This is a genomic window from Treponema bryantii, from assembly GCF_900111035.1.
GTDB lineage: Bacteria > Spirochaetota > Spirochaetia > Treponematales > Treponemataceae > Treponema_D > Treponema_D bryantii_C.
This window is the reverse complement of sequence record NZ_FOFU01000014.1, coordinates 1-12,640: the sequence shown is the minus strand read 5'-3', so window position 1 is coordinate 12,640 and position 12,640 is coordinate 1. Positions and strand designations below refer to the sequence as shown.

Here is a 12,640-nt window from a genome sequence, read left to right as displayed (position 1 = left end):
GAATGTCCCGACCATTTTCCCCGGTCCAGATTTACAATAGTTTTCTGAAAATCATTCCGTACGCCGGTACAACATTCGGTGTCGTGCTTGGAACCATCATTCTGGGCATGGCACTTGCAATCCTTCTTTTTGCGCAGAAGCAGAGTAAAAAACGCTGGGTGCGCGCTATTGCAGACGGCTATATAAATATCATCCGATGTACGCCGAGCATTGTTCTTCTTTTTATCGTTTATTACGGAATTCCAAAAATCGCACTTGCTGCTTTTGACGTAAACTTAAACTTTTCTTCTAAAATCATATATGTAATTATTTCGTTGTCGCTGATTTATGCAGCTTCGTTAGCTGAGGTTATACGATCTGCGTATCTGGCGCTCGGACGGGCTCAGTATGAGGCGGCTTTGGCTATTGGCCTAACTCCACTGCAGGCTGTCAGGCGTGTAATGCTTCCGCAGGGGATAGTTGTAGCACTTCCTAATTTAGGAAACTCTCTTATTTCTCTTTTCAAAGAGGGAAGCCTTGCTTTTACAATCGGCCTTATTGATATGATGGGGGCGGGGAATCTTATAATTTCACGAAATTATGGTGCCTATTCTCTGGAAACTTATCTGGCTCTGGCTGTAATTTACTGGAGCCTCACTCTAATAATAGAACAGATTTTCTTAAAACTTGAAAAGCATTATTCAAAGGGCAGGAGGAGTCTTGATGCAGCTTGATTTTTCCTACCTTATAAAAACTTTCTGGCTTTGCGTAAAAGCAATTCCAGTAACTCTTGAAATCACAATTGTGTCTCTGCTGCTTGCAGTAATTCCGGCCCTTTTGATTGCGCTTGCCCGCATTCATCATGTAAAAGTGCTGGATGTTATTTGCCGCATCTTTGTTTCGTTTATACGCGGTACGCCAATCGTTCTTCAGATTCTGATTGTCTACAGCATAATGCCAAGCCTTTTGAACTCACTGGTAAAATCTGCCGGCTGGTCAATAAATGTTTTTGAGATAAATCCTGTAATTTACGCCTTTGCAGTTTTTGGAATTAACTCAAGTGCAACACTGAGCGAAGTTTTTCGTTCGGCAATTTCTTCTGTTGACCGTGGTCAGCTTGAAGCGGCTCTCAGCATTGGTGAAACTCGATTTCAGGCTTTCCGCCGCGTAGTATTCCCTCAGGCTGTTGTTTCTGCTCTTCCTAATCTCTGCAGTACAACCGTCATCTTAATCAAAAATACTTCGCTTGCTTTTATGATGACCGTACGCGAGATTACAGCAGTTGCAAAAATTGAAGCAGCTTATGGATATAATTATGTTGAATCCTATATCGATATTTTTGTAATTTATATTGTTGTATGCCTTGCAGTAGAATTCATTTTCCGTAAAATAGAAAAAAGAGTTGTATATAAAGGTATAAAGAACTATAGAAGCTTTGGAAGGATAAGAGGATGCTGAAACTTACAGATGTACATAAATCATTTGACAAAACAGAAGTTCTCAAAGGCATTTCGCTGAATGTAGAAAAGGGAAGTGTGACAGCAATTATTGGTCCTTCCGGTGCCGGTAAAACAACCTTACTTCGCTGTATTAACTTCCTCGAAAAAGCAGATTCCGGCACCCTTTATTTTGATGATATTCATGTTGATTTAGAAAAAGTTTCTAAAAAGACAATGCTTGAAATCCGAAGAAAAACCGCCTTTGTTTTTCAGAACTATAATCTTTTTGGAAATATGACTGCTCTGGAAAATGTAATGGAAGGTCTTGTAACAGCCAGAAAAGTTCCAAAATCAGAAGCAAAAGATCGTGCCTTAAAAGCCCTTGAAAAAGTTGGCCTCATAGATAAGGCAGATTTTTATCCTTCAAGCCTTTCCGGCGGTCAGCAGCAACGCGTTGGTATAGCCCGTGCAATTGCCGTAAATCCAGATGTAATTCTTTTTGATGAGCCAACTTCAGCGCTCGATCCGGAACTAACCGGCGAAGTTCTCAATGTAATCAAACAGCTTGCTGCCGAAGGCACCACAATGGTAATCGTAACTCACGAAATGACTTTTGCCCGTGATACAGCCAGCCACATCATCTTCATGGATAAAGGTCTGATTGTTGAAGAAGGTTCTTCTTCTGAAATATTTACAGCGCCAAAAGAACCTCGTACCCGTCAGTTCCTCCAGCGTCTTGAAAACATATAATCTTCCATATATTAGTACAAAGTGCTACAATGACGCCCACTATGGTAAAGGCATCAACACAATATAAGAGAGAGCATAAGGCAGATTATGGTCGTGAGAAAATTGAACTTTTGTATCACGATCAGTGGATTGCAGTAATCAATAAACCAACAGGTCTTCTTTCTGTTCCGTATCCTGGAAGTAAGGTTCGTACTGCGCAGTCTGTTCTTGAAGAACTTCTCCGTAAACAGGGAATTGCAAATGCAAAACACAAGCCGTATGTAGTTCACCGCCTGGACCGCGATACAAGCGGCGTTATGATGTTTGCCCTCACAGAACAGGCTCAGGAAAAAATCATGAATACCTGGCATCAGATGGTAACTGAGCGCCTCTATCATGCAGTTGCTGAAATTGGCCGCAATGCAGAGCAGCTTCCAGAAGTTGGTCTTATTGATGATCCGCTTGCACAGAATGCACATAATGTAGGCTTTGTTCCAAAAAAAGGTGATAAAGATCACAAAGGTCATGACTTTAAGACCGTTGCAGCCCGTACTCATTACAAGATGATTTTGCAGGGACCAACTCATATTCTTTTTGAACTCTCCCTTGATACAGGAAAGAAAAATCAGATTCGTGCACACCTGGCTTCTCACGGATATCCTCTTGCGGGGGACGAAGAACATCGCGCACACACAGATCCTTTTAACCGCCTTTGCCTTCATGCAAGAACCCTTGAGTTTGATCATCCCTTTACAGGCGAACATTTGAAGTTTGAAGTGCCAGAACCTCAAGAGTGGAGCACTTATGTTGAAAAAGGTGATAAGCATCCGAAAAAGCCGGTCTGGGATTTACCTCAGAGTAAGCCTCATCATAATGATGAATTAAAACTCGGGCAGCGCCGTCTTTCTGCAAAAGATAAAGCCCACATGGACTTCATAAAAAGTGGAAAATCTTACAGAAAATAGTTATATTTATATATAGAAGAATATCGGCCGTCCGCGGCCTTTTATAGGAGCAAATATGCAAGGTTATATTCATCAGCTCGAAAGTTTCGGCTGTGCAGACGGACCAGGAAGCCGTTTTATTATTTTCTTTTCAGGCTGCCCTCTGCGCTGCCTTTACTGTCACAATCCTGATACCTGGAAAATGACAGACGGTAAGCTCTACACTGTAGAAGAGCTTGTAAATGAAGCTATGTCCTGCAAAGAATACTGGGGCAAAAAGGGTGGTGTAACCGTTAGTGGAGGAGAGCCTCTTTTTCAGATAGATTTTCTGATTGAACTTTTTACTGCTTTCAAAAAGCTTGGTGTAAATACATGTATCGATACTTCTGGAGCTCCTTTTACAATGGAAGGTGAATGGTTCGAAAAGTTCCAGCGCCTTATGGAAGTAACTGATATTCTTTTGATGGATATCAAGCATATCAACGAAGAAGAACATATTAAACTTACCGGTAAAACTGGAAAGAATATCCGCGAGATGTTTGCTTACCTCGATAAAATCAATAAGCCAATCTGGATCCGTCACGTATTGGTTCCTGGAATTACAGATAATGATGAATATCTTACTCAGACTCGTGATTTTATCCGCACCCTTCACAATGTTGAGCGTGTAGAGATTCTTCCATACCATGGACTTGGTGCAATGAAGTACAAGGATCTTGGAATTGATTACGTTCTTAAAGACCTCGAAAGTCCAACCTTAGAGAGAGTTGCTAACGCAAGAAAAATTCTTGAGTGTGATAAATATACTAAATGGCAAGCCTAAAAGGAGTCAAACATGTCAAAATACTTAGAAAGAGCAAAAGAAATCCGCGCAATCGTTGAACCTCATCACAACTGTACCCAGTCTGTTTTGATGTCTTTTACACAGAGTCTGAATCTTGACGATGAAACTGCATACAAACTTGCAGTTGCCTTTGGTGCCGGAATGAAAAGCGGCCTTGTCTGTGGTGTAATCACAGGCGGTCTCATGGTTCTCGGCCTTTTTGGAGTAGATGATCAGGATACAACACAGAAACTTATCAAAGATTTCAAGGCAAAGCATTCTGATATGGTAGACTGTGCCGATCTTCTTCGTGCCTGCACTGCAGCCGGCGGCCAGCGTAAGCCACACTGCGACGGTCTCGTTTATGAGATGGTTGAGTATGTTGAGAATATCCTCAAAGAAAGAGGAAAAATCTAAGCAATCTAATAATATAGATTGCTTCGCTTCGCTCGCAATGACGGGTAATTATTAAGATTTCGTCTAATTGAAAAACAGAAAATACGAATCTCCATATTATAAAGACTTATAGAAAATTTGGCGCGAGAGAGCGGAGTTGCGGGTCAAAATGACTTTGTGTGTGGCTGCCGCGTGAGCGGCAGGTAATATAGTTACTTTACCACACACAACGTCAAGCGCATTATTGCGCGTTTTTGACCTGCAAATACGCGACCGGAAGCCAAGTTTACGATTATTTAGTTTATAATCCGTAATCCATTTCCTATTTTTCATATACTCGTCTATATTGAGGTTACTCGATATTTTCTATATAATATATCAATATATTTTTGCTATTTCTTTGAGGATAATATGATAGATAAGTGGGAAATTGTAATTGGTTGTGAAATCCATACTCAGCTTTTAACTAAAACTAAGGCTTTCTGTGCCTGCGAAAACCGCTATGGTGGAATGCCAGACACCCGCGTATGCCCTGTATGTCTTGGACTTCCAGGCGCTATGCCACGTATTTCAAAAGGTTATGTTGAGCTTGGAGCAGTAGCCGGACAAGCCCTCAACTGCAATATTGCACGCTTTACAAAGTTCGACCGCAAGCATTATTTTTATCCTGACCTGGCAAAGGGCTATCAGATTACACAGTATGATATTCCGCTTTGTACAGACGGTTATGTAGATCTTCCTTTCAGAAGCTATCCAAAAGATGAACAGCCTGGTGGAGCAAAGTGTCGCGAGAAGAACTTCAAGGGTGATGACTGTATCGTAGGCGAGGGTAAATACCGCCGCGTTCGTGTAGAGCGTATTCACCTTGAGGAAGACGTAGGTAAGTCTCTTCACCTTCAGGGCGCTCACTCATACATCGACTACAACCGCTGTGGTACACCACTTATCGAAATTGTAACAAAACCAGATATGACATCTCCTGAAGAAGCAGCTCTTTTTATGCAGACTGTTCAGGAAATCCTCCGCTACGTAAAGGTAACAAACGGTAACCTCGAAGAAGGTAACATGCGCTGCGACGCTAACATCAACCTCAACGTTTGGGAAGATGGAAAGCTCTGGCACACACCAATTTCAGAAATTAAGAACTTGAACAGCTTCAAAGCAATTCGCGAAGCTTGTACATACGAAGCTCAGCGCCAGCTTAAAGAGTTCCAGGAAGACCGTCAGGAATTTAACCCTGGTTTCAAAGTAACAATGGGTTGGGATGAAGAAAAAGGACAGACTGTAGTTCAGCGTACAAAGAACTCTTTCGTAGATTACCGTTTTACTACCGAGCCGGACATCAAGCCTTTCACCGTAAGCGAAGAACTCATTGCAAACGCAAAAGAAAAGGTAGGCGAGCTTCCTGAAGCAAAACGCCAGCGCTATAAGGCTCAGTACGGCATGACAGACTTCGATGTAGAAACAATTACTTCTACCCGCGACCTGGCTCTCTTCTTTGAAGACGCCGCAACAAAATCAAAGAATCCAAAACGCGCAGTAAACCTTATTCTTGCAGAGCTCCTTGCAGTTCTCAACGAAAAGAAAATTGCCATTACTGATATTAGCCTTACACCGGCTCACATTGCAGAACTTGCCGACGCCCTCGAAGATGGAAAGATTACATCAAAGCAGGGTAAGGAAGTATTTGCCGAAATGCTGGAAACAAACAAAATGCCTTCAGTTATCATCAAAGAGAAGGACATGGAAGTTGTAAGCGACGCCGGCGAAATCGACAAGATTGTTCAGGACGTAATTGCCGCTAACCCTAAGGCTATTGAAGACTGGAAGGGTGGAAAGACTAATGTTGTCGGCTGGCTCATGGGACAAGTCATGAAGCAGTCTCACGGCAAGGCAAATCCAAAGCAGGCAACCGAGCTTCTCAATAAGCACCTCGCCACACTGTAAATACAGTGCTTTCGTCAGGTCTAAACGCCGGTGCGTCTAAGAGTGTATCCGTATAAACTGTACGAAGTCCTGTTCACTCAACGGTTTTGAATAGAAGAATCCCTGTGCCTGATCACAATTGATTGAGCGCAGGAAATCTCTCTGTGCCTGAGTTTCTACACCTTCAAAAACTGTCTGTTTATCAAGATTCTTACTCAAATCAATCAGAATATGAATAAATTTTTCTGATTTTTTATCAATACGTCCTTCTTTATCTGTTGATGCATTCAAGAATTCTCTGTCGAATTTAAGAACATCTACAGGAATCTTTGTAAGCATATTCAGAGAAGATTCTCCGCTTCCAAAATCATCCATGGCAACAGAGAATCCTTCTTTATGAAGTTTGTCTGTAATGTCACTAAGGGTTGAGTTATCCATAACAGAGCGTTCAAGAATTTCAATTTGTATCAGCTTTGGTGGAATAGAGTACTTTGTAAAAATCTCCATGAAGTCATGCATAAATTTTTCAGGCTTATTATGATTACGCGACATGTTTACAGAAATCGGGACAATAGGTAAATCCTTCATAAGCCGCTTTTGTATAAACTTGAAAACTTCTTCATAAACGTAATAGTCGAGTTTTGTAATAAAACCGTTTTGTTCAAAAAGAGGAATAAACTTATCCGGTGTCATAAGCCCCAGTTTTGGACTGTTCCAGCGTACGAGTGCTTCGGCTCCAACAATCTTATCATTTGCCAGTGAGATTTTTGGCTGATACATGACAAAAAATTCATGATCTTCAAGTGCCTGCTGCATGTGGCTTTCAATAAAGCGTTCTTCGTTAATTTTTTCCAGAAGTTTTGAATTATAAACTGAATATTGAGTAAGAAGATTGTCTTTAATCGTACTCTTTGCAAAAGATGCCTGACCTATTAAGCTTTGAATCGTATTTCCTTTTGCTCTGTCGCCTGGCATAAGGAATGAGATTCCGAATTTTGGGAAGAATGGAATTTCATAAGATTTTATTTCTTCAGTAATGATATTCATCTTATCTCTGAAAGTATTCATTGCTTTATGAACAGAATTGATTTTTATAAGGATATAAAAATGATCTGCAAAGCCTCTTCCAATTATTCCATGGTATTCAGTTACATATCTGCTCAGGGCTTTTGAATAATAGAGAATCAGCTGATCGGCTGCTTCTTCTCCATAATTCTGATTTATAAATTTAAATCCTCTTATATCTGCTTCAATAAGTATGAATTTTGAACGGGGGTTTCTGATCATTCTTAAAGCTTCTTTTTCAAATCTTACTCTTGTCCAGAGATTTGTAAGAGGATCGTAAACTGTTTCAATCAACTGCTTTTTCTGGAAAAAATCAAGCATTTTTGCTTCAACAAAAACCAGCGCACATATAGTTATTATTGAGAAAAGAATTATCATTATTTTTGAACGCTTTTGTATAGCATAGATAGCATTGATTTCATTCATTGAAACTTTTAATGAAAGTGTCCAGCCTGATTCAGGAATTTTTGAAGTAATAAGATATATATAACTTCCGTCATCTGCCTGTGAAATTATTGTCTGAGCAGGACTCTTTGCAAGATTTTCTGTTGAAGTATGCGCAAGACTTTTATCTTTTGGAGTATATTTGAGACCGATAACATCTGGTCGTGAATGTACCAGAAAGTAACCGTCTTTATCGAGCAGCATAAAACTTTCTCTGGATCCAATTTTTAAGCCTGTTGTTCTGTTTTTTAATTTTTCCAGGTTAATTGAAGCTCCAAGGACTCCAATTATTTTATGAGTTTCATAAACAGGTTTTTCAATACAAAATATATATTGATCTCTGATGCTTGGTTTACAGATTCCGCTTATAAAAATATCATAATCGCCGGAAAGGCTTTTGTGAAGTTCAGGATTCATAAAAATTGAAGTTCCATCTGAAAGATATGCTTTGCCATTTGGAGTAAGATAATATAAATCAAGAAAATCGGGATGTTTTGTGTAATTATATCTTGTAAGTAATTGAGTAATCTTTTGTGTAGGATCTTCAGGATTATTCCTGAGCTGAATATTGATATCCATATAATAAGCATTCAGGTAATTAGTATAAGCATTCAGCTGCAGGCTTATGATTCTTTCAAAGCCATCCATCATAATCTGGATATTTTCAAAATATTCGTCTTTTGCGTTATTTAGCAGCCGCTTAGTATATAGATTAGAGATTGAAAGTACTATCGCCATGAAAATGATGGAGACGAGGAGGGTGGAGATAAGCTTTGCCTTTTCAGGCGAAATATTATGCTTTTTCATTAAACATCTTTCCGAGTAAAATTTCCTTCCACCTTCTAAAATGATACCATAGTTTTGCTGAATGTCAAAATAATATAATAAATATATGGAAAAAAAACGTTTTTTTATAAAAAAACGCAGATTTTAACCCACATTTAACTTTAAGAAAACGTTGTAGTTCGTAAAGAAAACGTTTTCGAAACAAAAAATTATTAAGTTAAACGTTTAATATGTCTGAATTTCAAGGAAATTCGCTATTTTTTTTTTGCAAAAAAAATGGATATGAGTTACAATTGATTTAGTTAGGGGTTATTCCCTAATATAAAAAAAACTTTTTACAAGAGGAAAGGAAAATGAAAAAAATCCTATCAGTATTGTGTGTTCTTACAGTTGCTGCTGCTTTGTTCACAGGATGTTCAAAGAAAGCTGCAAAGGGTCCTGTAACAGTTAATCTCTGGTCATTCACTGACGAGATTCCAGGAATGGTTGAAAAGTATATCGCTGATCATCCAGACTGCGGTTTCACTGTAAACAAGACAATTATCGCTACAACAGAGGGTGCTTATCAGCCAGCTCTCGACCAGGCTCTTATGAGTGGTGGTGCAGATGCTCCTGATATGTATGCAGCTGAAGCAGCATTCATCCTTAAATATTCACAGGGTGATATGCAGCAGTATGCTATGCCTTATAAAGATCTCGGAATCGATATCGATGCTAAGATCAAGGCTGCAGAAATCGCTCCTTATACTGTAGATATCGGATCTAACACAAGTGGTCAGGTTGACGCTCTTGGTTATCAGACAACAGGTGGATGTTTCATCTATCGTCGTTCTATTGCTAAGAAAGTATTCGGATCAGATGATCCAAAAACTATTCAGTCAATTATTGGTGGTGGTTCAGGAAACTGGACAGCTTTCGAAGCTGCTGCTGAAAAGCTTGCTGCTGCTGGTGTAGCTATCGTTTCTGGCGACGGTGATCCATGGCACGCTTTCGAGAACTCTTCAGACAAGGGTTGGATTGTAAACGGAAAACTTTACATCGATCCAAAACGTGAAGCATTCATCGACTTCTCTAAGAAACTTACAGACAAAGGTTGGTCTAACCAGACACAGGACTGGACAGACGCTTGGTTTGCTGACATGAAAGACACTGGTGCTAAACCATGTTTCGGATTCTTCGGACCAGCTTGGCTCATCAACTACACACTCGCTCCAAACTGTGGTGGATCAAAAGTTGGTGAAGGTACATATGGTGACTGGGCAGTTTGTAACTCACCTATCGGATTCTTCTGGGGTGGTACATGGGTACTTGCTAACAAGAATATGCCAGCTGCTAAGAAGAACGCTGTAAAGACACTCATCGAATGGATCACACTTGATGCTTCTAACGATGGTCTCCTTTACAAGTGGGCTAACGGTACACTCAATGGCGAAGGTGGAACAAAAGATACAGTATCTTCAGGTGTTGTAATGGCTAAGTCTAACGGTGAACTTTCATTCCTCGGTGGACAGAACATGTTCGAATACTTCGTACCAGCTAACAAGTACGCTAACGGTAAGAACCTTACACAGTATGATGAGACAATCAACTCTCTCTGGCGTGAACAGGTTCGTGCTTATGCTAACGGACAGAAGAGCCGCGACGCTGCTATCAAAGACTTCAAGCAGAACGTAGCTGATAAGCTTGGTGTTGAGTAATAGACTGACATTCGCTTAATGTTCAGGGCTGTCGTAAGACAGCCCTGATTTGTGCTATTTTAGAGTTTATTTCATATAAAAAAGTTTTGAATTTCTTAAAAAAAGATTAAATCATTTTGAGGTGTCCTACAATGAAAAAAAAAGGAAGTATCAGTTATGCTAAATATGGCTATATATTTAGTATTCCTTTTGTACTTGCGTACTTAATTTTCAGTTTATATCCAACTTTATATACTGCAATTATCGGTTTTACAGACTTAAGAGGTGTAGGTAAAACAACTTGGAGTTTCTTAAAAGGTTCTCACTTCTTTGACAATTATAAAACAATTCTTACATTGCCGACCTTCCATACAGCTTTAAAGAATACAATTAAACTTTGGGTTTGCAACTTTATTCCACAGATGATTCTTGCACTTTTGCTTTCTGCATGGTTTACTAACCGCCGTGTTAAAGTACCTGGAGAGGGAGCATTTAAAGTACTTTTCTATATGCCAAATATTATTACAGCTGCAACAGTTGCTATTTTGTTCGGTGCTCTTTTTGGTTATCCAATGGGACCTGTAAACGATGTTCTTACTCGTTTCCACATCATTGAAAAACCATATTTCTTCCTTCAGAATAAAGCAGTTGCACAGGGAATCGTTATGTTTATCCAGACCTGGATGTGGTACGGATATACAATGATTATCATTATTTCTGGTGTTCTTGGTATTAACCCTGAAATCTTCGAAGCCGCAGATATCGACGGTGCTAACGGATGGCAGGTATTCTGGAAGATTACTATTCCAAGTATCCAGACAATTCTTCTGTTCACTCTCGTAACATCACTTATTGGTGGTTTGAATATGTTCGATATTCCAAACCTCTTTGTTCGCGATAGTGGTCCAGATAACGCAACTTTGACTACAAGCGTTCTTATTTATACTATGGCCTTCAAGGGCGGATATATGTATAACAGAGCTTCTGCACTTTCTATGATTATGTTTATCATTATCGTAATCTGTTCTGCAGCTCTCTTCTTCTCTATGAGAGATAAGGAAGAAGTTAAAGTTAAGAAGCTTAAGAAGCAGGCATTGAAAGCTCGCAAGCAGGCTATGAAACTTGAAGCAAAAGGAGTTAAAAATGAGTAACAAATCTAATGTTCAGATTTATAAGATATTGATAATGATAGTATGTATTATACTTTCTATTTTGAGCATCATGCCATTCATTATCATGTTCGTAAACTCTACACGTTCTACTTACGAGATTCAGCAGCATGCGGTTTCATTTATTCCTTCAAAATTCCTTTTGAATAACTGGAAAGTTCTTACATCTAAGAGCTTTAACCCTGCAAAAGGTTTCTTGAACTCATTGATCGTTTCTTGTGGTATTACAGGTATTACATTGTACTTCTCAACACTTACAGCTTATGCACTTGTAATGTATGACTGGAAGCTTAAGAATGCATTCTTCAGTTTTATCATGGCTATCATGATGATTCCTGCAACAATCACAATTATTGGTTTCTATCAGATGGTTTATAAGATTCATATGACAAACAGATTCCTTATGCTGATTCTTCCTGCAATGGCTGCTCCATCGCTGGTATTCTTTATGCGTCAGTATATGAAACCTTCTGTTTCTCCATCACTGGTAGAATCTGCTCGTATTGACGGTGCAAAAGAATTCTTTACATTTAATGTAATCGTTCTCCCAATTATGAAACCAGCTATTGCTACACAGGCAATCTTCAGTTTCGTAACAAGCTGGAACGATTTGTTCAAGCCACTTATTCTTCTTACAAAGCAGGATAAATATACACTTCCTATCATGGTATCTCTCCTTCGTGGTGATATTTACCGTACAGAATATGGTAGTGTTTATCTTGGACTTACTCTTACAGCACTCCCACTTATCATTGTTTACTTGATTCTTTCTAAGTACATTGTTGCGGGTGTTGCAATGGGTTCTGTAAAAGGTTAATTTTTTTTACTGGAAATTCAAAAAAGACCGTGTTGGAAAGACCATCTGAAGTGCACCCCTAAAGTTGGACAAATAAAGTTCAAGTTAAGGAGGTGCATTTTTTATGTCTAAATACTCAAAAGAGTTAAAATTAAAGATTGTCTTAGACTATATTGAAAAACATATAAGTCCAGAACAACAGGAAAAAGCATATGGAGTAAATTCAAGTCAAATTAGACAGTGGATTGCCCAGTACAAATTAAACGGAAAATTTACAGAACCAACGCGAAATTTTAGCGGAGAATTTAAACTAAAAGTGCTAAACTATCAGCAAGAGCATCGTCTTTCTGATTCACAGACTTCATTGATTTTTGGTATTACAAATATTGGAACTATCTGTGCATGGCGAAAGAAATATATTACCGGTGGTACAGAAGCTCTGTTCCAGAAACAAGGCAGGCGATCAAA

12 protein-coding genes are annotated in these 12,640 nt (G+C 39.2%); 11 read left to right on the top strand and 1 reads right to left on the bottom strand.

The window, feature by feature from the left end; genetic code table 11:
- Positions 1–2 precede the first annotated feature (2 nt).
- The 7 genes from BMY21_RS14920 to gatB all read left to right on the top strand — a co-directional run bounded on the left by BMY21_RS14920 (position 3) and on the right by gatB (position 6,257).
- Positions 3–713, top strand: a complete 711-nt coding sequence (locus BMY21_RS14920; RefSeq protein WP_074645580.1) for an amino acid ABC transporter permease — start codon at positions 3–5, stop codon at positions 711–713.
- Positions 703–1,437, top strand: coding sequence for an amino acid ABC transporter permease (locus tag BMY21_RS14915; RefSeq protein ID WP_074645578.1), 735 nt, complete (start codon positions 703–705; stop codon positions 1,435–1,437). The genes BMY21_RS14920 and BMY21_RS14915 overlap by 11 nt, the downstream gene beginning before the upstream one ends.
- The gene (locus BMY21_RS14910) at positions 1,431–2,168 is read left to right on the top strand and encodes an amino acid ABC transporter ATP-binding protein (protein ID WP_074645577.1); all 738 of its coding nucleotides are present in this window, start codon (positions 1,431–1,433) and stop codon (positions 2,166–2,168) included. Before BMY21_RS14915 ends, BMY21_RS14910 begins: the two co-directional genes overlap by 7 nt.
- Before the next feature lie 41 nt (positions 2,169–2,209).
- The gene (locus BMY21_RS14905) at positions 2,210–3,112 is read left to right on the top strand and encodes an RluA family pseudouridine synthase (RefSeq protein WP_083379901.1); all 903 of its coding nucleotides are present in this window, start codon (positions 2,210–2,212) and stop codon (positions 3,110–3,112) included.
- Between the two features lie 55 nt (positions 3,113–3,167).
- Positions 3,168–3,914: a pyruvate formate-lyase-activating protein gene (gene pflA / locus BMY21_RS14900; RefSeq protein WP_074645574.1), complete on the top strand. Its 747-nt coding sequence runs from the start codon at positions 3,168–3,170 to the stop codon at positions 3,912–3,914.
- 12 nt (positions 3,915–3,926) lie between these two features.
- Complete coding sequence (locus tag BMY21_RS14895) at positions 3,927–4,331, top strand: C-GCAxxG-C-C family protein (protein ID WP_074645572.1); 405 nt, start codon at positions 3,927–3,929, stop codon at positions 4,329–4,331.
- Between the two features lie 390 nt (positions 4,332–4,721).
- A complete protein-coding gene (gatB, locus tag BMY21_RS14890) occupies positions 4,722–6,257 on the top strand; it encodes an Asp-tRNA(Asn)/Glu-tRNA(Gln) amidotransferase subunit GatB (protein ID WP_074645570.1) in 1,536 nt (511 codons plus the stop codon).
- Positions 6,258–6,293: 36 nt separating this feature from the next.
- Here the strand turns inward: gatB and BMY21_RS14885 are convergent, their stop codons facing one another.
- Positions 6,294–8,552: a GGDEF domain-containing protein gene (locus tag BMY21_RS14885; protein ID WP_074645568.1), complete on the bottom strand. Its 2,259-nt coding sequence runs from the start codon at positions 8,550–8,552 to the stop codon at positions 6,294–6,296.
- A gap of 332 nt (positions 8,553–8,884) precedes the next feature.
- Here BMY21_RS14885 and BMY21_RS14880 point away from each other — a divergent pair, with 332 nt between their 5' ends.
- The 4 genes from BMY21_RS14880 to BMY21_RS15620 form a co-directional block, all read left to right on the top strand.
- A complete protein-coding gene (locus BMY21_RS14880; RefSeq protein WP_074645566.1) occupies positions 8,885–10,228 on the top strand; it encodes an ABC transporter substrate-binding protein in 1,344 nt (447 codons plus the stop codon).
- Positions 10,229–10,359: 131 nt separating this feature from the next.
- A complete protein-coding gene (locus BMY21_RS14875; RefSeq protein WP_074645565.1) occupies positions 10,360–11,358 on the top strand; it encodes a carbohydrate ABC transporter permease in 999 nt (332 codons plus the stop codon).
- Positions 11,351–12,193 carry a carbohydrate ABC transporter permease gene (locus BMY21_RS14870; protein ID WP_074645563.1) on the top strand — a complete coding sequence of 281 codons (843 nt, stop codon included), beginning with the start codon at positions 11,351–11,353 and terminating at the stop codon, positions 12,191–12,193. Before BMY21_RS14875 ends, BMY21_RS14870 begins: the two co-directional genes overlap by 8 nt.
- Before the next feature lie 103 nt (positions 12,194–12,296).
- Positions 12,297–12,640: helix-turn-helix domain-containing protein (locus BMY21_RS15620; protein WP_143064254.1), on the top strand; the 344-nt coding region annotated here is incomplete at its 3' end.

Coding starts and splice junctions, on each gene's coding strand:
- BMY21_RS14885 (WP_074645568.1), bottom strand. CDS start 8,552: ATGAAAAAGCATAATATTTCGCCTGAAAAGGCAAAGCTTATCTCCACC.
- BMY21_RS14875 (WP_074645565.1), top strand. CDS start 10,360: ATGAAAAAAAAAGGAAGTATCAGTTATGCTAAATATGGCTATATATTT.
- gatB (WP_074645570.1), top strand. CDS start 4,722: ATGATAGATAAGTGGGAAATTGTAATTGGTTGTGAAATCCATACTCAG.
- BMY21_RS14910 (WP_074645577.1), top strand. CDS start 1,431: ATGCTGAAACTTACAGATGTACATAAATCATTTGACAAAACAGAAGTT.
- BMY21_RS14895 (WP_074645572.1), top strand. CDS start 3,927: ATGTCAAAATACTTAGAAAGAGCAAAAGAAATCCGCGCAATCGTTGAA.
- BMY21_RS14905 (WP_083379901.1), top strand. CDS start 2,210: ATGGTAAAGGCATCAACACAATATAAGAGAGAGCATAAGGCAGATTAT.
- BMY21_RS14880 (WP_074645566.1), top strand. CDS start 8,885: ATGAAAAAAATCCTATCAGTATTGTGTGTTCTTACAGTTGCTGCTGCT.
- BMY21_RS14920 (WP_074645580.1), top strand. CDS start 3: ATGTCCCGACCATTTTCCCCGGTCCAGATTTACAATAGTTTTCTGAAA.
- pflA (WP_074645574.1), top strand. CDS start 3,168: ATGCAAGGTTATATTCATCAGCTCGAAAGTTTCGGCTGTGCAGACGGA.
- BMY21_RS14870 (WP_074645563.1), top strand. CDS start 11,351: ATGAGTAACAAATCTAATGTTCAGATTTATAAGATATTGATAATGATA.
- BMY21_RS14915 (WP_074645578.1), top strand. CDS start 703: ATGCAGCTTGATTTTTCCTACCTTATAAAAACTTTCTGGCTTTGCGTA.